This is a genomic window from Nocardiopsis sp. B62 (assembly GCF_018070675.1).
Classification (GTDB): Bacteria; Actinomycetota; Actinomycetes; order Streptosporangiales; family Streptosporangiaceae; genus Nocardiopsis; species Nocardiopsis prasina.
Genome location: NZ_JAGPXK010000008.1, coordinates 158,562 through 181,626, shown reverse-complemented (window position 1 = coordinate 181,626; position 23,065 = coordinate 158,562). Strand labels below are relative to the sequence as shown.

Here is a 23,065-nt window from a genome sequence, read left to right as displayed (position 1 = left end):
GTCGTCGTTCGGGACGGTTACTCGTCGTCGTCCTCGTGGTGGTCCAGGTTGGCGGTGCCGCGGCGCCAGTAGCCGTCGACCTCGCAGGTCTCGTTGCGGACGAACCCGCGCTCCTTGAGGAGCCTGCGGATGGGCTTGAGGGTGCCCGCCTCACCCGCCGCGTAGACGAAGCCGTCGCCCTCGGGCAGCTCCAGGGCCTCGAAGGCCCTCAACAGCAGGTCCGTGCTGCCGGGCTCGGCGTCGCCCCGGTGCAGCCAGGTGAGCTCAGCGTCCTTGGGGGTCCGGACCAGCTGCTCCTCGTCGGCGTCGGCGACCTCGAAGAAGGCGCGGACCGTGGCGTCCTCGGGGAGTTCCTCCACGTAGCGGGCGGCCGCGGGCAGGGCGGTCTCGTCGACGAGGAGGACGTGGTAGTCGAACTCACCGGTGATGTGGGCGGTGCCGCGCGGGCCCAGGACGCCGAGCCGGTCGCCCTTCACCGCGTTGGTGGCCCAGCGCCCGGCGGGGCCGTGGTCGTGGGCGACGAAGTCGATGGTCAGGCGCCGCGCGTCGTGGTCGAGATGGCGCACCGTGTAGTCGCGGAAGACCACTCCCTCCGCCCGGAAGTTCAGGCAGCGGTCGTCCTCGACGACCGGGAGCACGTGGTCGCCGGCCTCGTTGGGGAACCAGAGCTTGACGTGGTCGGCGAAGCCGTCGCTCTGGAGCCCCTCGAAGTCGGGACCCTCCAGGTGCACGCGGATCATCCGGGGGGTCACCCGCTCGATCTCCGCCACCTCGAGCACGCGGCTCTTGAGGGGGTACATCTCGATGCGGCGTTCGTGGGTCACTGCTTCTCCTGCTGCGGTTCGGGGTTGCTGTTCGGACTGGTTGCGGGGGCGGGGGCGATCTCGGGTTCTCGGAGGACCTGTGCGGTGCGCAGCCCGGCGAAGGCCACCGCGAGCGCCCCGACGCTGACGACGGTGAGCGCTCCCCCGGCCATCATGGCGCCCGCCGCTCCGATGACGGGGGCCAGCCCTCCAAGGGTGAGCGCGCCCGCCGAACTCCCCACGGTGGACTGCGCCGTCCACACCGAGTTCACGCGGCCACGCAGGCGGTCCGGGGTGTGGGACTGGAGCAGCGCGTACCGCAGGATCTCCTCCACGACCTGCCCGAAGCCGAGGAAGACCAGGAACGCGAAGGCGACCGGCGCCCAGGTGCTCGCCCCGAGCCCCAGGACGGCCAGCCCGCAGAGGGCGACGGCGACGAGCAGGAGCGCGCCGGTGCGTCGGGCGCGTCCGGCCCAGCCACTGGTCAGCGATCCGATGAGCGCGCCGATCGCGGGCGCGGTGTACAGGAGGCCGACCAGGGTGGGGCCGCCGCCGAGGACCTTGTCGGTGAACTCGTTGATGAGCACCTGGGGCGCGGCGAAGAGCATCTGGGCCAGGCCCAGCAGCAGCAGGGGCCCGACGACGCGGTGCCGCACCGCGAACCCCGCGCCCTCCCGCAGGGCGGTCAGTACCGGCTGGGTACGGCTCTCCTCCGGGGGGTCCAGGCGAGGCAGGCGCCAGACGAGCACGGTGGTGAAGAGCGAGAGCAGCGCGGTGACGACGTAGTTCCCGCCCATCCCCAGCGCCGCGATGATCACTCCGCCGAGCGCGGGCGCCAGGACGGAACCGAGTTCGCCGTTGAGGGCGAGCAGGGCCCCGGCGGCGGGGAGCCGGTCGCGCGGGACGAACCCGGGGGCGGCCGCCTGGAGGGCGACGGCGCTGAAGGAGCCGAGGAAGCCGTTGAAGGCGGCGACCGCGTAGATCACCCAGAGCCAGGGTTCGGCGGGCACGAGGGTGTTGACGGCCAGGGCGCCGAAGCCGATGACGGCCGAAGCGCGGCCGATCACGATGAGGCGCCGCCGGTCACTGCGGTCGGCGAGCATGCCGCCGACGAGGGTGCCCGCGAGGACGCTCACCGCGGAGGTGGTGTGGACGGTGGCGACGAGCAGTGAGGACCCGGTGAGCTCGTAGACCTGCATGGGCAGGGCCACCGCCGCGAACCCCAGCCCGAAGATGGAGACGAGCCGGGCGACGAAGACGATCCTGAACTCACGGCTCAGGCGCAGTGGGCTGATGTCGACCATCAGCTGGGAGAGCTTCACGGGGTCCTTCACGGGTGGGGCGGGCGGTGGCCCGCTCTCGCGGTCTGCCGGTGTTCGGTCGCGGTGGGCCCCCTCCTGGTGAGGGGCCCACCGGTTCCGTCAGGCGAGCGCCTCACGCAGGCTGCGGGGGCGCAGGTCGGTCCAGTGCGCGTTGACGTAGCCGAGTGCCTCGTCCCGGGAGACGGGGCCGTGGACGGAGGTCCACCCCTCGGGGACACGGGCGAACCCGGGCCACAGCGAGTACTGCTCCTCGGCGTTGACGAGAACGAGGAAGGTGCCTTCGGTGTCGTCGAAGGGGTTGGTCATGGTCGCTCCTTCGTTGGGGTCGCGTGTGACACGGGCCTGCGGCTAGAGGGTCTCCAGGACCTGTTCGATCTGGTCGAGGACGTCGTTGCCCTGGGCCCAGGTGCGCGCGGCGCTGTACCGCAGCGGGTGGACCTGGTCGTTCTCCACGGCGGTGAGGGGTTGCCAGAGGTCCTGCTGGAGCAGGTCGGCGGTGAAGGGGTCGGGCTCGTGGGCGACGTCGGTCTCGTAGAAGACGACGTCGGCGTCCTGGAGCTTGTCGATGTTCTCGTAGGACTGCCAGGCGGCGAAGTCGGTCCCGGCCTCCTCGGTGACGGACGCCGCCTCGGCGCCGAGTTCGTCGAGGATGAAGGCGCCCCAGGCGTTGGTGTTGATGACGGCGAACTCGTTGTCGACGCCGAAGACCACCGCGAAGGTGTGGTCCTCGAGCTGGTCGGCGTGGGTCTGGCTGATCTCGGTGACGCGTTCCTCGTAGCGCTCGCGCTCCTCCTGGGCGCGTTCGCCGTCGCCGACGACCTCCGCGAGCCGGAGGCTCATGTCGCGGAGTTCGTGCCCGGCGCCCTCGAAGTCGAACAGGACGGTGGGCGCGATCTCGGAGAGGGTCGCGAAGTGTTCCTCGTAGTCCTCGTGGCTCTGCTCGCGGACGCCGCCGATGATGAGGTCGGGTTCGGCGGAGGCGATGGCCTCGATGTTGAGTTCGAGGCTGGAGGCCTGGACGACCGTGGCCTCCTCCAGGACGGCGAGTTCCTCGGGGGTGTGGAGTCCGGGGTTGGGCTCGATCACGCCGACGGGGTCGATCCCGGCCTCGACGAGGATCTCGTTGCCGAACTCCAGGGCGACGATCCGCTCGGGGTTCTCGGGGACCCCGACAGTGCCGTAGTCGGTCTCGACCTGGACGGTCGCCCCGGCCTCGTCGGTGCCGTCGGCCGTGTCCGAGGTGTCGCCGCAGGCGGTGAGGGCCAGTGCCAGGGCGAGGCCGCAGGCGATGGGGGCACCTCCCCTGAGGTGGGTCGTCAGCTGTTTCACGGTCTTCGCTTTCGTGGGAGTGGGGTGGGGCGGTGGGGCGGGGCCGGGTGGGGCCCGAGGGGTTCGGGGCAGGGGTGCGAGGCTTCGCGCGGTGCGAACCCTCGCGTGCCCGTCGGCGGGAGGACTCGAACCCGGAGTAAGGCTAGCCTTGCCTTACCAGTCTTGGGAACCCGGGGGCGGCTTTTTCTCGGGTGAGGCTCCCCTCCCGCGCTCGGTGGGCGCTCTCGGGTGAGGCTCCCCTCCCGCCTCGCCGGGCGGCCCGCGTCACGATCGCCCGCCCCTCAGGGCCCGGTCGAGGACCGGGCCGATGACGGAGAGCGCGGCAGGTCCGGTGAGGTCGTCGTGGTGGTGGTCGACGGGGGTGTCGTGCACCTCGCCGCGCACGTGCTCCTTCCACAGCTCGGCGGTGATGCCGGAGTCGGGCTCGCGCTGGGCGGTGGCGGAGAAGAAGTGCAGGTCACCGTCGTAGACGCGGTAGCCGGTTCGGTACATGACCTCGTTGGTGTACATGCGGGCCCGGACCACGCGCTCGATGGTGTCGGAGTCGAAGTCGGCCCAGACGCCGTCGCTGTCACGCATGAACTCCACGACCTCCTCCCGCCGGTAGGGCGCTCTCAGCCAGGAGGGGAGGTCGCGCTGGGAGCTGGAGAGCAGGAACTCCAGCGCCTCCTGCTCGGCCTCGGCTTCGGGCATGGCCCCGCCCGCCCGAAGGACGGGTTCGGAGTCGGTGGGATAGGTGTCCAGCAGCCCGAGGAAGGCGACCTTCTCCCCCTCGGCCTGGAGGAGGGTGGCGAGGCCGTGCGCGATCTGTCCGCCGAACGACCAGCCGACCAGGTGGTAGGGACCGTTGGGCTGGACGGTGCGGACGAGGCGGGCGTAGCGCTCCACGAGTTCGTCCATGGTGGGCGGCAGGTCGTCCTCGCGCAGGCCCGGGAACTGGATGCCGACGATGGGCCGCTCCTTGTCCAGGTGCGGGGCCAGCCCCGCGTAGGACCAGCTGAACCCGCTCGCCGGGTGGAAACAGAACAGCGGGCTCCTGCGTCCGCCCTCCCGCAGGCGCAGCACCGGGGCGAGGAGGTCCTCGCGGCGCGGGGACTCCAGGTACTCCCGCAGGCGGGCGACGGTGGGCGCGGCGATGAGGTCGCCCGCGCGCAGCCGCTGCCCCGTGCGCTTGCGGACGCGGCCGACCAGTCGCATGGCCAGGAGCGAGTGCCCGCCCAGGTCGAAGAAGTCGTCGTCGATGGTGAGGGCGGCGGGCTCGGAGGCGTCCGCAGCGTCGTTCAGGCCGAGGACGGCGGCGAAGTCGGCGCACAGGTCGCGGTCGACGTCGTCGCGCGGCGGGCGGCCGGTGCCGCCCGTGTGCGCGGGGGCGGGCAGGGCGGCCGGGTCGAGTTTGCCGTTGATGGTGAGCGGGAGCCGGTCCAGGGTGGCCAGGGCCGAGGGCACCATGGCGTCGGGCAGGGTGCCCTGGAGATCCCGGCGCAGCGCGTCGGTGTCGACCTCGGCGCCCGAGGCGGGGACGAGGTAGGCCGCCAGCCTCTTGAGGCCGGGGGTGTCCTCGCGGACGACCACCGCCGCCTGCGCGACGGCCGGGTGCTCCTCCAGCGCGGCCACCACCTCACCGGGTTCGATGCGCACACCGCGGATCTTGACCTGGTCGTCGGCCCGGCCGAGGTAGTCGATGAGCCCCTCGGTGTCCCAGCGGACCAGGTCGCCGGTCCGGTACATGCGTGATCCGGGCGGGCCGTACGGATCGGCGACGAACCGCTCGGCCGTGAGGTCGGAGCGGTTGGCGTAGCCCCGGGCCAGGCCGACCCCGGTCACGTACAGCTCGCCGGGGACTCCGGGGGCGACGGGGCGCAGGGCGGAGTCGAGGACGTGGACGTCGGTGTTGGCGATGGGGCGCCCCACCGTGGGGGTGCGGCTGTCGTCGGTGCCGCCGCCGAGGGTGTTGATCGTGTACTCGGTGGGCCCGTACAGGTTGTAGCCGAGCACGTTGTCGGCCTCGCGGAGGGTGTCCCAGACGGTGGCGCTGACCGCCTCGCCGCCGAGCAGGACCAGCGGCGGACGGTGGGCGCCGTCGTGCCTGGCCGCGTCCGTCGGTGCGTCCGTGGGAGAGCCCCCCGAGCCGCCCCCGTCAGTGTCCGCGGGCCGGCCGAGGAGGCCGTCCTCGATGAGCTGCCCGCAGTAGGACGGGGTCACGTTGACGACGTCGATGTCCTGGTCCGCGCAGTAGGCCACCAGGGCGGCGGAGTCACGGCGCAGCTCCTCGTCCATGAGGTGCACCTCGTGGCCGTCGATCAGCCACAGGAGCTCCTCCCAGGACATGTCGAAGGAGAACGACACGGTGTGGGCGACCCGCATGACCCGTCCGCCCTGGGCCTCGACCACCGGGTCGAAGATCTCCGTGCGGTGGTTGACCAGCATGTTCACCAGGCCGTGGTACGGGATCTCCACGCCCTTGGGGCGCCCGGTGGAGCCCGAGGTGAAGATGACGTAGGCGAGGTGGTCGGGCCGGTGGGCGGCGGGCGTCCGGGGCCGGGAGAGGTCGACCCGGGCGAGGTCCGCCCGGACACCCGGATCGTCCAGGAGAAGACGGCGGCCACCGGAGTCGTACCCGCCGCCCGCCTTGGAACCCCGCTCCCCGGGCAGGTTCTTCGAGGCGTCGGCGGTGGTGACGGTGACCAGGGGGCCGGAGTCGGCGAGCATATGGCCGAGCCGGGCCGCCGGGTGCTCCAGATCCAACGGCACGTAGGCGGCGCCGAGCTTGAGCACCGCGAACAGGGTCACCACCCAGTCGGCAGAGCGGTGCAGCGCGATGGCGACCCTGGCCTCCGGGCCCACACCGAGCTCCGCGAGCAGGCGGGCCAGGCGTTCGGCGCGTTCGTCGAGTTCGGCGAAGGTGAGGCTCTCGTCCCGGGTGACCAGGGCGGTGCGCTCGGGGGCCCGACGCGCGGACTCCTCGAAGATCCCGGCGAGGGTGGTGTCGGGAAGCTCGCGGCGCACCCCCTCCCCCAGCCCGAGGGCGGTGCTGGCGGTCTGCGCGGAAAGCGCGTTGAGGTCGGCGACCGGGGCGCCGGGCTGCGCGGCGATCTGCTCGAGCAGCCGCACGACCCGGTCGTACAGGTCCTGCGCGGTCTCGGCGGTGACGACATCGGTCCGGTAGGCGAGGCTGAGCCGCAGTTCGTCGCCGGGCTGGGCGACGAAGGTCAGCGGGTAGTGGGTGGCGTCGTTGCCAGTGACCGACTCCAGGCCGGTCCGCTCGCGCACGCTCTGGTAGCGCTCGTCGTCGCGCGGGATGTTGCGCTGCACGTAGAGCGAGTCGAAGAGCCGCTGCCCGCCGACCGCCCCCTGGATGTCGGCGAGGCTCACGTGGTGGTGCGGGAGCAGGTCGGCCTGCTCTCCCTGGAGCCGGACGAGGAGGTCACGGACGGTCTCGGCGGGACGGACCCGCACACGGACCGGCACGGTGTTGAAGAAGACGCCGACGATCGAGTCGACCCCCTCGATCTCGGGCGGGCGCCCGGCGACGGTGCTGCCGAAGACGATGTCGTCACCACCGGTGTGGGAGCGCAGGGCCAGGCCCCAGGCCGCGAGGAAGAGCGTGTTGGGGGTGACCCCGGTGTCGCGTGCCAGCGCGGTGAGGCGGCCGACCAGGGCGGGGGCGACGACCCCGTCGACGGTGCGGGGCATGATCGTGGTGTCCCCGGCGTCGGCGGCCGAGACGAGCGTGCCCTCCTCGACGCCCTCCAGAGCGGAGCGCCAGGCGTCGACGGAGCGCTGGTGGTCCTGGCGCGCCAGCCACACCAGGTAGTCGCGGTAGGGCCGGGGCGCGGGCAGTCCGGTGTCGTCCCCTCCACGCAGGTACAGGTCCATCAGCTCGGCGTTGTAGAGCTCGCCGGACCAGCCGTCCATGACGATGTGGTGGAAGGTGAGGACGAGGACGTCGCGGTCGTCGGGCAGATGGACCAGGACGTGCCGGATGAGCGGCGGCCGGGAGAGGTCGAAGCGTCGCTCGCGCTGGCCGACGCGGATGTGCTCGAACCGGCGGCGGGCCTCCACCGCGGGCAGGTCGGACAGGTCGGTCTCGTGCCAGGCGACGGGGACCTCGCGCGGGATGAACTGGACGGGGCGTTCGACGCCCTCGTGCATGAATCCGGCGCGCAGGGCGGGGTGGCGCCGCAGGAGGGTGCCCGCCGCGTCGCGCAGGGCGGCGGCGTCGACCCGGCGGGTGAACTCGAAGACGTTCTGGACGGTGTAGACGTCCAGGTGCTGCTCGTCCTTGACGGAGTGGAACAGCAGACCCTCCTGGAGGGTCGCGAGGGGGAGCACGTCCTGGATGTCGCCCGGGCCCGTGGCGCTGGCGTTCATGGGTGTCCTCTTCTGGTTGGTGCTGGTGTGGCAGGTGTGGGTGGCGTTGGGGCGGGTGCGCCCGGACCTTCACCGGATGTGCCGGAGGTGGTCCGGTGGCCGGAGAGGGTCCGCAGGTCTCCGGAGAGGGTCCGCAGGCGGCTCAGTCCCGTGAGTCCCAGAGCTGTTGGAGCTGGTCCATGTCGCCCGCGTCGAGGAGGTCGGCGAACTCCTCTCCCCGGGCCGGGGCGGGTTCTGGTTCGGGTTCCGCCGGGTCCGGTGAGCCGGGCCCGGACCGCTCCTGGTCCGCGCTCCGCGCGGCGTGCGCGGCGAGGCGCTCGGGGGTTCGGTGCGTGAACACGTCCCGCACGGTGAGTTCCAGTCCGGCGGCGCGGGCTCGGCCGACCAGGCGGATGGAGGTGACGCTGTCCCCGCCCAGGGTGAAGAAGTCCGCGTCGGCGGGGACCGGACCTCCGGCCACGCCCAGGAGGTCGGCGACGGCGGAGGCCAGGACGAGTTCGGCCTCGGTGGCCGGGGGCCGCCCCGAGGCGGCGGCGGGCACGGGCTCGGGCAGGGCGCCCCGGTCGAGCTTGCCGTTGACGCTCAACGGCAGCCGGTCCAGGACCGTGACGGTGGCGGGGACCAGGGCCGGGGGCAGCGCGGTGGCCAGCTGGGCGCGCAACTGGTCCGGGTCCGGCGTGTGTCCGGGCACGGGTACGACGTACCCGGCGAGGGCGGTGGCACCGGAGCCCCGGGCGGTGCGCACGGTGACGGCGGCGTCGGCGACACCGTTCAGGGCGCGCAGGACCGACTCGGCCTCGCCCGGTTCGACGCGGACGCCGTTGATCTTGACCTGGTCGTCGGAGCGTCCGAGGTAGACGAGGGCCCCGTCCGCGCGTCGGCGGACGAGGTCGCCGGTGCGGTAGAGCCGGGCCCCTGCCGGACCGCTGGGGTCGGCGACGAATCGGGACGCGGTGAGGTCGGGGCGGCCCACGTAACCGCGTGCGAGCTGGACCCCGCCGAGGTAGAGCTCCCCGACCGCTTCGGGCGGGACGGGGCGCAGGGCGTGGTCGAGCACGTGCGCGGTGGTGTTCCAGACGGGGTGCCCGATGGGGACCGGACCGCCGGGGAGGTGCTCGGCTGCGGAGTCCGCCCCCGGGACTGCGGCGGGGTGCGAGGTGACGTCGACGGCCGCCTCGGTGGGGCCGTAGAGGTTCTCCAGACGGGTGGCGGGCAGGGCGGTGGCGAAGGCGTGCGCGAGGTCGCCGCCGAGGGCCTCACCACTGGCGATGACCAGTCGGAGCGCGGAGGACGAGGTGGAGGACGACGTGGTCGCCAAGGCGGAGACCGACGCTGGGTCCGAAGCGGAGGACGATGTGCCAACCGAGGCAGAGAACGGCTCGGGGTCCGACGCTGATTCCGACGCGGAGACCGACGTGGTCGCCGATGCGGAGAGCGGCCCCCTGGCCGACCCGGGGATCGGCGCGGGGTCGGGTCCGGCACTCGCGGGGTCCGGCCCTGTCACCGAAGCACGGTCCGGTCCGGCGCTCGCGGGGAGTACGTCGAGGAACAGGCGGAGCATCGCCGGGACGAAGTGGCACACGGTCACGCGCTGACTCGCCAGGAACCCGACCAGGTAGGCGGGGTCGCGGTGGCCGTCCGGGCGCGCAGGGACCACGGCCGCGCCCACGGCCAGCGGCCAGAGGAACTCCCACACGGAAACGTCGAAGCCGACGGGGGTCTTCTGCGCGACCCGGTCCTCGGGGGTCAGCGCGTAGGCGGTCTGGGTCCACTCGATGCGGTTGGTGATGGCCCGGTGGGAGACCCCGACCCCCTTGGGGCGGCCGGTGGAGCCGGAGGTGAACAGCGTGTAGGCGAGCTGGTCGGGATGCGGCTGGGCCCACGGCAGGGGCGGGAGCGCGGCGAGCCGGTCCCGGGTGTCCGGAGCGTCGAGTTCGATCCGCGCGGTGTCGACGGGCAGATCCGCGAGGCTCGCCCGCTGCCCCGAGGTCGTGACCACGGCGACCGCCCCGGCGCGTTCGGCCATGTCGGCCAGGCGCGCGGACGGGTGGTCCAGGTCCAGCGGGAGCAGAACGCCCCCGGCGCGTACGACCGCCACGAAGACGGTGACCAGGTCGGCGCCGCGCGGTAGGGCGACGGCGACCACCGACTCCGGACCGACGCCGTGTTCGCGGAGCAGCCCGGCCAGCCGGGCGGCGTCCTCGTGCAACCGCCGGTAAGTGAGTTCACGGTCCTCGGTGACGACGGCGGGCCGGTCCTGATGCTCCCGCTCGGCCGCCGCGAGCAGCGCGTTGAGCGTGCTGTGGGTGGTGGGGTGCGCGGTGCCGTTGTGGCTGGCCAGTTCCGTGCGCTGGGCCGGGGTGAGCAGGTCCAGCTCACGCGGGGTGCGCCGGGGGTCGGCGCAGACCTGGCCCAGCAGATGGGTGAACAGGTCGAGCAGCTGACGGGCGGCGGCGCCGTGGACCGCGCCGGGCAGGTGGTCGAGGCGAAGGACGGTGTCGAGGTCGGGGCCGTCGTCGGGCAGGACCGTGAGCGTGGCCGGGTAGTGGGTGGCGTCGCGGACCCTGATGTCACCGGCCCTGATCCCCGCGTGGTCGGCGCGGGCGGCGGCCTCGTCGAGGGGATAGTTCTCGACGACCAGGAGCGTGTCGAAGAGGGTGCCGTGTCCGGCGGCGCGCTGGACCTCGGCCAGTCCGGTCCACTGGTGGTCGAGCAGGTCGGCCTGGTCCACCCGGGTCCGAGTGAGCAGGTCGGCGAGGGGTTCGGCGGGGTCGAGGCGAACCCGGACCGGAAGCGTGTTGGTGAACAGGCCGACGGTGTCATGAGCGCCGGGGAGCTCGGGCGGGCGCCCGGACACGGGCTGGCCGAAGACGACGTCCTCGCGACCGGTGTGCGCGGCGAGGGTCAGCGCCCACGTGACCTGGAGGACGGTGTTGACGGTCACCCCGGTGTCGGCGGCGAGGGCGCGAAGCCGCTGGCTGTCGGCGGTCCCGAGCCGGGACTCGACGCTGGCCGCCGCGGGCTCGGGCGAACCGGTGCGCGCGGAAGGGTCGTCCCCGGTCCCGGGCTCCTGCGCGCCGAGAACCCGGCCGGGCGCGAGCAGAGTGGGTTCCGGGAGCCCCTCCAGGGCGGCGGCCCATGCCTTGCGAGCGGCGTCGTGGTCGCGGCCGTTGAGCCAGGCCAGGTGGTTCCGGTAGCGCGGGGCTGCGGGCAGGGCGCCGCCGTCACCGTCCGCCTCGTACAGGCGCAGGAGGTCGCGGGCGAGGATCGGCAGCGACCAGCCGTCGAGCAGCACATGGTGGGCGGTGACCACGAGGACGGTGCGGTCGGGTCCGGTGGTCAGGGCGTGGAAGCGGATGAGCGGCGGCGCCGAGAGGTCGAATCCCCTGGCGAACTCGCGCTCCGCCACGCGGTCCTCGGCATCCGGGGGTACGGGGTCCGTGTCCGCCACGGACCCCGCGTTCGGGGACTCGGCCCCGGCGCCCGCCACAGGCTCTGCCTTCGGGGAACCAGCCCCGGCGTCCGCCCCGGACTCCGCGTTCGGGAAACCGATCCCGGCGTCCCCCACGGACCCCGAGTCCGGGAGGCCGATCCCGCCGTCCGTCACAGGCTCCGCGTTCGGGGAACCCATCCCGCCGTCCGCCACCGGCTTCGTGAGGTCGGTGTGGGTCCAGTCGAGGTCGGTGTCGGCGGGTACGAACTGGACCGGCTGGTCGAGCTCCTCGTGGAGGAAGCCCGCGCGCAGGTTCGGGTGACGGTCGAGCAGAGCGGACGCGGCCCGGCGCAGGCGTTCCGTATCGATCCGGCCGAGGAGTTCCACGCGCACCTGGATGCCATACACGTCGGCCTCGCCCCCGTCGAGGGCGTGGTGGAACAGCAACCCCTCCTGGAGAGGGCTGAGCGGCAGGACGTCGGCGATCGCCCCGGGGGCGGCGGGCGTTCCGGGGGCGGGGCTGGTGGGCTGGGTCATCGCCGCTTCCTCCACATCGATTCGAGCTGGTCGAGCTGTCCGGGGGCCAGGGAGATCAGGGGTTCCTCCGGGGCGGCCGCAGCGGGTTCGGGGTCCGGTGGGGACGCGGGTTCGGCGACCGCGGCGAGGTCGGACACCACGGGGTGGCGGAAGACCTGGCGGCCGGTGACGGTCCACCCGGCCCGACGGGCGCCACCGACCAGGCGCAGGGTGAGGACGCTGTCGCCGCCCAGGGCGAAGAAGTCCTCGTCCGCGCCGACCCCGTCCAGGCCGAGGACGTCCGCGTAGACCGCGCTCAGGGCGCGCTCGGCGTCGGTGGCGGGCGCGCGCCCGGCGGGCCGCTCGCTGGCGGTGGACGCCGGGTCGGGCAGGGCGCCGCGGTCGACCTTGCCGTTGGCGGTGAGCGGCCAGGAGTCCAGGTGGACGAACGCGGAGGGCACCATGTAGGCGGGAAGCCGCACGGAGAGCGCGGCGCGCAGGGCGTCCGGGCTCGGAACGGCCCCGGTGCCGGTGAGGTAGGCGACCAACCGGTGGTGGCCGTCCGCCCCCTCCTGGGCGGTGACCACGGCCTGGGCGACACCGTCGACGCGGGCGATCGCGGTCTCGATCTCACCCAGCTCGATGCGGAACCCGCGTACCTTCACCTGGAAGTCGGCCCGGCCCAGGAAGTCCAGGGTGCCGTCGTCCCTCCATCGGGCCAGGTCGCCGGTCCGGTACATGCGGGACCCACGCCGGTCCGGACCTGCGTGGGGGTCGGCGACGAAGCGCTCGGCCGTGAGGTCGAACCGCTGGTGGTAGCCGAGCCCCACCCCCTCACCCGCGATGTAGAGGTCCCCGGCGACCCCGGCCGGGACCGGTTGGAGGTCGGCGTCGAGCACGTACACGCGGGTGTTGGCCATGGGGCCACCGATGGAGACGGGTGCGCCGGTGCGTACGGGCGACGTGGTGGACCAGATGGTGGTCTCGGTGGGCCCGTACACGTTGGTGACGCTCGGGGCGTGGGCGGCGAGTTCGTCGGCCAGCGCCTGGGGCAGGGCCTCTCCGCCGACCAGCACGCGCAGCTCGCGCAGGACCTCCGGCTTGGTCTCCAGGAGCATCCGCCACAGGGTGGGCGTGGCCTGCATGATCCCGATCCCGCCGCCCTCCAACAGGTCGGCGAGGGCCACCCCGTCGCGGACGGTGTCCTTGTCCGCGAGGACGACCGTGGCCCCGAAGAGCAGCGGCAGGTACAGCTCCAGGGCGGAGATGTCGAAGCTCACGGTGGTCACCGCCAGCCAGCGCTCACCCGGGCCCAGCGGGAAGCGTTGGCCCATGTCGGTGAGGAAGTTGGCCAGGTTGCGGTGGCTGATCACCACACCCTTGGGTCGGCCCGTGGAGCCCGACGTGTACAGCACGTACGCCACCGAGTCCGCGTCCACCGGACCGGTACCCGCCTCCACGGGAGCGGTCGGTTCGGCGGACGCGTCCCCGAGGTCCAGGACGGGCGCGGTGACACCGGCGGGGGCCTCCACTCCCCCGCCGGTGAGAACGAGGACCGCACCGGAGTCGGCCACCATGTACGCGAGCCGGTCGGCCGGGAACTCCGGATCCAGCGGCAGGTACACACCGCCCACCCGCTGCACGGCCAGCAACGACGCCAGCATGTCCACCGAACGCGGCATCGCCACGGCGACCGTCCGTCCGGCCCCGACACCCCGACCGCGCAGCAGGGCGGCGATCTCCTCCACTCGTTCGTGGACCGAGGCGTAGGTGTGGGTACCTGCGGAGTCCTCGACGGCGACCGTGTCGGGGGTGCGCCCCGCCCAGTCGGCGAGGGCGTCACAGGGGCGGGCGGCGGTGACGGCGGTCCCGGTGCGGTTGAAGCCCTCCAGAAGCCGGTCGCGTTCGGCGTTCCCGAGCACCTCGAAGGCGCCGAGGGTCCGTTCCGGGGCGGCCGCGACCTCGCCCAACAGGTGGACGAGGCGGTCGGCGATCCGCTGCGCGGTCGGGGGGTCGAACAGGTCCGCGGAGTGGTTGAGCGCCAGCCGGGCCCCCTGGAGCGGGTCCTCGACGTAGGCGAACTCGAGGTCGAACTTGGCGGTGTCCAGGGGGGTCTCGACCAGGTGGGTGGCCGAACCGAAGAGCTGGTCGGCGCCCTCGGGCCTGCGCTGGTAGGACACCATCGTCTGGAACAGCGGGTGGCGGCTGACCGAGCGCTCCGGCCTCAGCGCCTCGACCACGGTGTCGAAGGGCGCGTCGGCGTTGGCGAAGCCCGCGAGGTCGACCTCGCGGACCCGGGCGAGGAGTTCGGCGAAGGTCGGCCGTCCGGACAGGTCCAGGCGCAGGACCAGGGTGTTGAGGAAGAAGCCGATCGCGTCCTGGAGCCCCTCGTCCGCGCGGTCCGCGACCGGGCTGCCGAGGGGGATGTCCTCGCCCGCGCCGAGGCGGTGCAGGAGGGTGGCGACGGCCGCCTGGACCACCATGAACACGGTGACGCCGTGGGCCGCCGCGAGGTCGCGCAGAGCTGCGTGGAGTTCCGGGTCGACGGGGGCCTGGGCGAGACCGCCGGTGTGTGAGGGAGTGACGGGCCGAGGCCTGTCGGTGGGCAGGGCGAGTTCGTCGGGGAGCCCCGCCAGGCTGCGGCGCCAGTGGTCGAGCCGCTGGCTGAGCGGGCTCTCGGGGTCGTCGGCCGTTCCGAGCCAGTCGGTGCGGGAGGCGGCGTAGTCCGCGTACTGGAGCGGCAGGGGCGACCAGTCGGGGGTCCGGCCGGCGGCGCGGGCGCGGTAGGCGGTGTCCAGGTCGTCCAGGAGCGGTCCGAAGGACCACTCGTCGGCGACGATGTGGTGCAGGACCACGAGGAGGACACAGCCGGGAGCGGTCCCGGGACCGGTGAACAGGCGGACCCGCAGGGGCGGGCGCTCGGCGAGGTCGAAGGGCTGGGCGGTGACCCGGGCCAGCGCGGTGTCCAGTGGTTCACCCAAGTGCTCGGCCGCCACGTCGACCAGGCCGGGGGTGTCGGCGTCCAGAAGGTGCGGAACCGGGGTGCCCGGCTGGTCCGGGTCGGTCCGGATGACGGTGCGCAGGACCTCGTGCCGCCCGACCAGGTCGGTGACGGCGGCGCGCAGGGATTCGGTGTCCAGCGGGTCGGCGACGCGCACCGCGAGGGGCACGTTGTAGGCACCGCCGGACTCGTGGAGGCGGTCGACCAGCCAGAGCCGGTGCTGGGAGTGGGAGAGTCGGCGCGGCTGGTTCGTGGAACGCGGGGCGACGCCCGGCCTGGTCTCCGTGGAGTGTTCGGTGCGACGGGCGAGAGCGGCCGCGGTGGGCGCCTCGAACAGATCGCGCACACCGACGTCCGCGCCGAGCAGGGACCTGATCCGGGAGACCGCGCGGGTGGCCAGCAGCGAGTGCCCGCCGAGGGTGAAGAAGTCCTCGTCGGGGCCGACCGTGTCGCGCCCGAGCACGTCGGCGAGGATCCCGCACAGGATCTCCTCGCGGGCGGTGGCGGGGGCGCGTCCGTTCCGGACCGGGGCGCCGGGGTCGGGAAGTGCCTTGCGGTCGACCTTGCCGTTGGCGGTGAGCGGCAGGGCGTCCATGAGGACGACGGCGCTCGGCACCATGTAGTCGGGCAACCGGGCCGCGACGTGCTCACGCAGTCCGGCCACGGAGAGGTGCGCCGCAACGGCAGCGGCCGGGGCGGAAGCTCCGTCTGGGGCGGGCGTGCCCCCCTCTTCCGGGGTGCTCGCCGGGGTGGGAGTTCCGTCTGGTGCGGCGGCAGCTCCTGTAGGGGCCTGGGCGATCCGGGGGACTGAGGTGTTCCGGGGAGCTGGTGCGCCCTCCGGTGCCGGGGTGCTCACCGGGGTGGGTGCTCCGTGCGGTGCCGAGGTCACGCCTGGTGCGCTGGAGGGCATGGCGGAGTCGGCGGGGACGGAGGATCCCCCAGTTCGAGGATCTCCCGGCTGGGCGGGCTCGGGCAAGGCAGGGGCGTCCGGGCTGTGGACAACCCCGGTGGCGGGGATGACGTGGGCGGCCAGCCAGGCGTTGCCGGTCTCGTCCTCGCGTGCGGTGACCACGGCCTCCGCGACGCCGGGCGCGGACAGCAGGGCGGTCTCGATCTCACCCAACTCGATGCGGAATCCGCGTACCTTCACCTGGAAGTCGGCCCGCCCCAGGAAGTCCAGGGTGCCGTCGTCCCTCCATCGGGCCAGGTCACCGGTCCGGTACATGCGGGACCCGGGCCGGTCCGGACCTGCGTGGGGGTCGGCGACGAAGCGCTCGGCCGTGAGTCCGAACCGCTGGTGGTAGCCGAGCCCCACCCCCTCGCCCGCGATGTACAGGTCCCCGGTCACGCCGGTGGGAACCGGTCGCAGGGCGGCGTCGAGCACGTACACCCGGGTGTTGGCCATGGGACGGCCGATGGTGACGGGGCCACTGGTGTCCAGTGGTGTGGTGGTGGACCAGATGGTGGTCTCGGTGGGCCCGTACACGTTGTGGGCGCCCCGGGAGTTTTCGGCGAGCAGCGCCGCCAGGGGCGCCTGCACGGCCTCACCGCCCACCAGCACGCGAAGCGGGGCCAGCACCTCCGGGTCGTGCTCGGTGAGTGAGCGCCACAGCGACGGGGTGGCCTGCATGATCGTCGCCCCGGAGGACGCGGTGAGTTCGCCGAGCAGGCGCGGGTCGCGGACGGTGTCCTTGTCCGCGAGGACCACCGTGGCACCGAAGAGCAGCGGCAGGTACAGCTCCAGGGCGGAGATGTCGAAGCTCACCGTGGTCACCGCCAGCCAGCGCTCACCCTGCTCCAACGGAAAGCGCCGACCCATGTCGGTAAGGAAGTTCGCCAGGTTGCGGTGGCTGATCACCACACCCTTGGGTCGGCCCGTGGAGCCCGACGTGTACAGCACGTACGCCACCGAGTCCGCGTCCGGTGGGACCGGGTTCGGGGCGCACGGCGCACCGCCGCCTCCGTCGACCCGGTCACCGGCGACGGAGAGGTCGAGCACCGGGGTGGTGACACCGGCGGGGGCCTCCACTCCCCCGCCGGTGAGAACGAGGACCGCACCGGAGTCGGAGAGCATGTACGCGAGCCGGTCGGCCGGGAACTCCGGATCCAGCGGCAGGTACACACCGCCCACCCGCTGCACGGCCAGCAACGACGCCAGCATGTCCACCGAACGCGGCACGGCCACGCCCACGACCCGGCCGGGACGCACCCCGTTCGAGCGCAGCAGGGCGGCGATCTCCTCCACCCAGGCGTCGAGATCGGCGTAGCTGTGCTCACCCTCGGCGTCGACCACGGCCGTGGTGTCGGGTGCCCAGGCGGCCCAGTCGGCGAGGGCGTCGCAGGGGCGCGGTGCGGTGACGGCGGTCGCGGTGCGGTTGAAGCCCTCCAGCAGCTGAGCGCGTTCGGCCCGTGTGGTGGCGGGGACCTCGGCGACCGGCTGTTCGGGGCTGGCCGCGATCCGGTTGATGACCGCGCGCAGACGGTCCAGGAGCGCCTCCGCCTCGTCGGCTCCGACCGCGTCGGGGCGGTGGCACAGGCGCAGGGTCAGGGTCCGGCCCGGGAAGACGTTGAGGGAGACCGGGTAGTGGGTGGCGTCCTCGATCCGGACGTCGGTGAGGCGCACCCCGCCGTGGTCCTGGTCCGCGAGGGCGTCGCGCGCGGGGAAGTTCTCGAACACCAGGAGGGTGTCGAAGAGCGGCGCATACCCGGACAGTTCCTGGGTGCGGGTCAGCCCGGTGTGGTGGTGTTCGGACAGCGCGGCCTGGCGGCGCTGGAGGTCGGTGAGCAGTTCCGCCACCGGGGTGCCGGGTTCCGTGCGCACGCGGACGGGGACGGTGTTGATGAACAGACCGAGGGTGGACTCCACGCCCGGCAGGTCGGCGGGGCGCCCGGAGACGGTGGCCCCGAAGACGACGTCGGTGCGTCCGGTGGCGGCACCCAGCACCAGGGCCCAGGCGGCCTGGACCAGGGTGTTGGTGGTGACGCCGAGTTCGCGGGCGGTGGCGGCGGCCCGCTCGGTCTCCTGCTGGGTGAGGGCGGCGTTGAGGACCCGCTGCTCCCGCCCGCCGTGGGTGGGCGCCTCCGGGGCGAGCAAGGTGGGCCCGCCGAGGTCGGCGAGCTCGGTGGACCAGGCGTGGTCGGCGGCGTCGTCGTCGCGGGCCGCCAGCCATGCGAGGTGGTCGCGGAAGTGCGTGCCGGGCGCCGGGGTGTCCGGTTCGGCGTAGCGGGTGAACAGGGCCCGCAGGAACAGCGGAGTGGACCAGCCGTCCAGGAGTGTGTGGTGGTCGGTGGTGACCAGCACGTGCCGGGTGGGGTTCAGGCGCACCAGGGTGAAACGCAGCAGCGGCGGGTGGGCGAGGTCGAAGGGGGTGGCCAGTTCCTCGGCGCTCAGCCGTTCGAGGGCCGCGTCGGGGTCCGGGTCGGCGGACAGGTCGACGCTGCGCCAGCGGGGCCGGAGTTCGGCGGGGACGAACTGGACGAGGTCCTCGCCCTCGGCGTGGAAGCCCGCCCGAAGGCTGGGGTGGTGGTCCAGGAGCAGCGCGGCGGCGCGGTGGAGGCCCTCCGGGTCCAGGTCCCCGTCGATCCGCACGGCCGACTGAGCGGTGTAGGCGTCGTGGCCGGAGCTGTAGAGGCTGTGGAAGACCAGTCCCGACTGGAGCGGCGTGGCGGGCCAGAGCTCGGCGAGACGGGCCGCGGGGTCACCCGAGGTCCGCGCCCACGCTCGCTCGACCTGCTCGATCCGGGAGGGTTCGAGGTCGAGGAGGGGCAGGTCGGAGGGGGTGAGGGTGTACGGTCCGGGGTCGGTGGCGGCCTCGGCCAGGGCGCGCAGGGCGGCGGTGAGGTCGTCGGCCAGGGCGCGGACGCCGTGGTGATCGTGGACGCCGGGGGCCCAGCGCAGAGTCAGGTGGAGGCGGGGGCCTCCGGGGCCCTCGTGGGCGATGGCGCCGATCTCCAGCCCGTGGGCGAGGGGCTCGTCGGGGTCCTCGCCGAGCATGACCCGGGTGGAGGCGGGGGCCGACTCCCAGGGCTGCGCGGCGGGGGCGCCGAAGCGGCCCAGGTAGTTGAAGAGGACGTCGGGGCGGGCACGGCCGGTGAGGCGGGGCGCGGTCTCGGAGTTGAGGTGGCGCAGCAGGCCGTAGCCGAGGCCGTGACCCGGGGTGGCGCGCAGGGTCTCCTTGACCCGCTTCAGGGTGTGGGCGGGGCCGGTGCCGGGGGTCAGGGCGACCGGGTGGGAGGTGGTGAGCCAGCCGACCGTGCGGGCGAGGTCCGCGGGGGCGGTGAGCAGTTCGCGGCGGCCGTGGCCCTCCAGCTCCACCAGGAGGCGCTGGTCCGCCGCGAGGGTGAGGGCGGTGAGCAGGACCTCCTCGGCGCCCACCCGGTAGGTGGCGCCGATCCCGGTCAGGACCTGGTGGGTGAGCCCGGGGTCCAGTTCGAGTTCGATGCTGTGGCGCGTGGCGACCACGTCGGCCTCGGGGTCGAGGTCGCGGGCGCCCAGACGGCGGTGGAGGGCGGGGTCGGTCTGCTCGGTCCAGTGGTCGAGTTCGGCGAGGCGTCCGGGGTGGCGGGCCTCCTCCTGGAGCAGGCGGGTCCAGCGGCGCAGGGAGGTGCCCGCGCCGGGGAGCTCCACCGCGCGGCCCGAGCTGAGGGCGGCGACGGCGTCGGCGAGGTCGGGGCCGATGACCCGCCAGGACACGCCGTCCACGGCGAGGTGGTGCACCTGGACCAGGAGCTGTCCCATGCGGTCGGGCCCGGCGTCGAACCACACGGCGGTGAGCGGGCGCCCCTCTGTGAGGTCGATCCTGGTGTGCGCGTGGGCCGCCTCCCGCTCGACCCTCTCCGTGAGGGAGTCCTCGGACAGCCCTCGGGCGTCGACCCGGGTCAGGGGGGCCGGGCCCCGGACCTCCTTCGAGGGCAGGACGTCCATCCGGCCGTCGCGTACGCGCAGACGCAGGGCGCCGTGGTGGGCGACGACGGCGCGCAGGGCGCCGGAGAGCGTCTCCTCGGTGATCCCGGCCGGAGTCCACAGCACCTGGGACTGGGTGAAGCGGGGACGCGGTTCGCCCTCGGCGAGGAGCTCGGCGGTGACAGCGGTCGGTTCGACCGGGCCGACGGGGTTGTCGGGCACGCGCGGGGCGTCGGCGGCGGTGCCCGCGCGGGCCGCCAGCCCGGCGACGGTGGGTGCCTCGAACACGTCGCGCACGGCCAGGGCCAGCCCGGCGGAGCGGGCGCGGTTGACCGCCTGGATGGCGAGGATGCTGTCGCCGCCCAACCGGAAGAAGTCGTCGTGGAGGCCGATGTCGGTGCCGAGGACATCGCGCAGGATGCCGAGGAGGGCCCGTTCCGCCGGGCTTGCGGGCTGGTCCCCGCCGGTGCCGGTGGGGGCGGTGACGGGTTCGGGCAGGGCCGAGGTGTCGACCTTGCCGCTGGAGTTGAGCGGCAGCCGCTCCAGGGTCACGACGCGGGCGGGAACCATGTAGTCGGGCAGTCGGGCGGCGAGGTGCTCACGGACCTCGTCCTCGGCGGGGGCCGCCGGTTCCGCGTCGGGCCGCCTCCCCTGGGCTGTCCCGGTGTCGGCCACCACGTAGGCGACGAGCTGGGCGGCGCCCGCGGGGGTCCGGCGCACCACCGTGGCGCACTGGGCGACCCGCGGGTGGGTGCGGGCGGCGGCGTCGATCTCGCCGGGCTCCACCCGGTAGCCGCGCACCTGCACCTGGCCGTCCGCGCGGCCCAGGTAGGCGACGTTTCCGTCCTCGCGGACCAGGGCGCGGTCACCGGTGCGGTACATGCGGGTGCCGGGCGGGCCGTGGGGGTCGGCCACGAAGCGTTCCGCGGTGAGGTCGGGGCGCCCCGCGTAGCCGCGGGCGAGCTGGTCCCCGGACAGGTAGAGGTCGCCCGGGACACCGCGCGGGACGGGGCGCAGGGCTGCGTCGAGCACGTGGGCGCGCACACCCGCGACGGGGCGGCCGATGACGGCGGCGGCGCTGTCGCGCACGTCGCAGACCAGGGCGTCCACGGTGTTCTCGGTGGGTCCGTAGAAGTTGAGGGCCCGGGTTCCGGGCAGGGCGCGCAGCCGGTCCCACAGGTCCTGCGGGCAGGCCTCGCCGCCGAAGGTGATCAGCGCGGGCGGCTGACGGAGTTCACCGGAGTCGAGCAGGCCCTGGAGGTAGGTGGGCGTGAAGTCCAGGTGGTCGAGCCGGTGCTCGGCGACGTGCGCGCCCAGGCGGGCGTGGTCGAAGAGCAGGTCGGAGTCGAGCAGGTGGAGTTCGTGGCCGTGGACCAGGCCCAGCAGGGTGTCCCAGGACGCGTCGAAGGTGAAGGATCCGGCGTGGCCGATCCTCGCGCGCGCGGGCAGGTACCGGCCCAGGTGGTCGCGCTGGGTGGCGGCCAGGGCGGCCAGGGAACGGTGTTCGACCACCACGCCCTTGGGCCTGCCGGTGGACCCGGACGTGTAGATGAGGTAGGCGGCCGACCTCGGGTCGGGGTCGGGGAGCGCGCCACCGAGCTGTTCGTCGAGGGCGGAGCGGACCTCCTCGGCGTCGAGTTCGAGCAGGCGCGCCTCGGCCTCCTCAGGGAGGCGGTGGGAGGTGGTGGAGTCGGCCAGCACCAGGCTGGGGCGGGCGTCGGCGAGGACGTGCGCGATCCGGTCGGCCGGGTGCTCGGGGTCCAGGGGGACGTAGGCGGCGCCCGCGCGCAGGACCGCGAAGAGGGCGACGACCAGGTCCACGGAGCGGGGCAGGGCGAGGGCGACCACGTCGCCCGGGCCCACGGTGGCGTCGCGCAGCAGACGGGCGAGGCGGTCGACCCTGTCGGTGAGCTCGGCCCGGGTCAGGCGGGTGTCGCCGTGCACCAGGGCGGTGGCGTGGGGGGCGACGGCCGCTTCCCGGCTGAGGAGCTCGGTGACCGTGGGCGGATCCTGGGCCACGGCGGGGGTGGCCAGCGGCGCGTCGGCGGGGTCGGTGGTGCCCAGGTCGGCCACCCGGGTCGTCCCGGTGGCGCGGGCGAACCCGCCGAGGAAGTGGGCGAACCCGTCGAGTCGGGCCCGGGCCCCCTGGCGGTCGTAACGGGCGTCGTTGGCGTTGGCCTCCAGGACCAGACCGCCGCTCGCCGGGCGGTAGACGGACACCGCGATGTCGTCGACGGGGCCCTCGGACAGGTTCGTGGTGGAGGAGGCGACGCCGTCGAAGGTGAACGTGTAGTCGAACAGCTTCACGTTGATCTCGGGCCCGTACAGCCCGAACCGGTCCCCGACCGCGGAGAGGTCGCGGCGCAGCTGCTCCGAGCGGTAGCGCTGGTGGGTACGCAGGTCGCGCTGGGCGGCGGCGGTGTGGTCGATCACCTCGGCCACCGTGCGGGCCGAGGAGGTGCGCAGGCGCAGCGGCAGCACGTTGACGACCATGGCGGGGGTGCGCAGGCCGACGGAGCCGACCCGGCCCATGGACGGCGAGCCCAGGAGGACGTCGTCCGCGCCGGTGAGGCGGTGGGTGTAGGCGGCGAAGGCACCCACCAGGGCGTCGGCCCAGGTCGCGCCGGAGGCCTTGGCCAGGGTGTCGAGACCCTCGGCCACCTGCGGCCCCACGGTCGTGCGCGAGCGCAGGAAGGAGGCATGCGGCGCGGGCGGCGCCGAGGACAGCAGGGCGGGTTCGGGGCGGTCGGCGAGCAGGTCCGTCCAGTACGCGCGGTCCTCGGCGAACCGGGGTGAGTCCGCGTAGTCCTCCTGGTCGGCGACGAGGTCGGCGAGGGCACCGAACCTGGTGACGGGCACCTCCTCGCCGCGACCCAGGCGGGTGTACACGTCGGCGACGCGGCGCGCCATCATCGTGATGGCGTAGGCGTCCACCGCGATGTGGTGGAAGCGCTGGAACCAGAACCACCGCCGGAGCCCCACCCGCAGCAGCGCGAAGCGGTACAGGGGCTCACTGGTGGGGTCGACCGGGCGTTCGCGGTCGGCGCGCATCCAGTCCAGGGCCCGGCCGACCGCGTCCTCCTCGCCGTCCTCACCCGCGCCCCCGTCACGGGTGAGGTCGACGACCTCCAGCTCCCTCGGGACCCCGCGCCCGACGACCTGCCCGATCCGGTCCCCGTCCACCACCACGCGGGCGCGCAGGGCGTCGCTCTCGGCGACCACCGTGCGCACGGCCACCGCGAAACGGGCGGTGTCGAGGTCGGCGGGGATGTCGGTGTACTGGCCGACGTTGAACACCGGGCTGTCCGGCGCCGTCTGTTGCGCGTACCAGACGCCTGCCTGGGCGCCGGTCAGGCCCAAACGGGTGTCGTGGGTGTCAGCCATGGG

7 protein-coding genes are annotated in these 23,065 nt (G+C 73.8%); all 7 read right to left on the bottom strand.

Going from position 1 to position 23,065, the window contains the following annotated elements:
- Window positions 1-17: 17 nt before the first annotated feature.
- Complete coding sequence (locus tag KBX21_RS11805) at window positions 18-824, bottom strand: siderophore-interacting protein (RefSeq protein ID WP_210841899.1); 807 nt, start codon at window positions 822-824, stop codon at window positions 18-20.
- Complete coding sequence (gene entS / locus KBX21_RS11800) at window positions 821-2,107, bottom strand: enterobactin transporter EntS (protein ID WP_049578375.1); 1,287 nt, start codon at window positions 2,105-2,107, stop codon at window positions 821-823. The genes KBX21_RS11805 and entS overlap by 4 nt, the downstream gene beginning before the upstream one ends.
- Before the next feature lie 117 nt (window positions 2,108-2,224).
- The gene (locus KBX21_RS11795) at window positions 2,225-2,431 is read right to left on the bottom strand and encodes an MbtH family protein (RefSeq protein WP_210841898.1); all 207 of its coding nucleotides are present in this window, start codon (window positions 2,429-2,431) and stop codon (window positions 2,225-2,227) included.
- Between the two features lie 42 nt (window positions 2,432-2,473).
- The gene (locus tag KBX21_RS11790) at window positions 2,474-3,454 is read right to left on the bottom strand and encodes an ABC transporter substrate-binding protein (protein WP_307869191.1); all 981 of its coding nucleotides are present in this window, start codon (window positions 3,452-3,454) and stop codon (window positions 2,474-2,476) included.
- A gap of 264 nt (window positions 3,455-3,718) precedes the next feature.
- The gene (locus tag KBX21_RS11785) at window positions 3,719-7,825 is read right to left on the bottom strand and encodes an amino acid adenylation domain-containing protein (RefSeq protein ID WP_210841897.1); all 4,107 of its coding nucleotides are present in this window, start codon (window positions 7,823-7,825) and stop codon (window positions 3,719-3,721) included.
- A 142-nt stretch (window positions 7,826-7,967) separates the two neighbouring features.
- Entirely contained in the window at window positions 7,968-11,795 is a 3,828-nt protein-coding gene (locus KBX21_RS26620; RefSeq protein WP_247665588.1) for an AMP-binding protein, read from the bottom strand.
- Complete coding sequence (locus KBX21_RS26615) at window positions 11,792-23,062, bottom strand: non-ribosomal peptide synthetase (protein WP_247665587.1); 11,271 nt, start codon at window positions 23,060-23,062, stop codon at window positions 11,792-11,794. Before KBX21_RS26615 ends, KBX21_RS26620 begins: the two co-directional genes overlap by 4 nt.
- Between the last annotated feature and the right edge of the window lie 3 nt (window positions 23,063-23,065).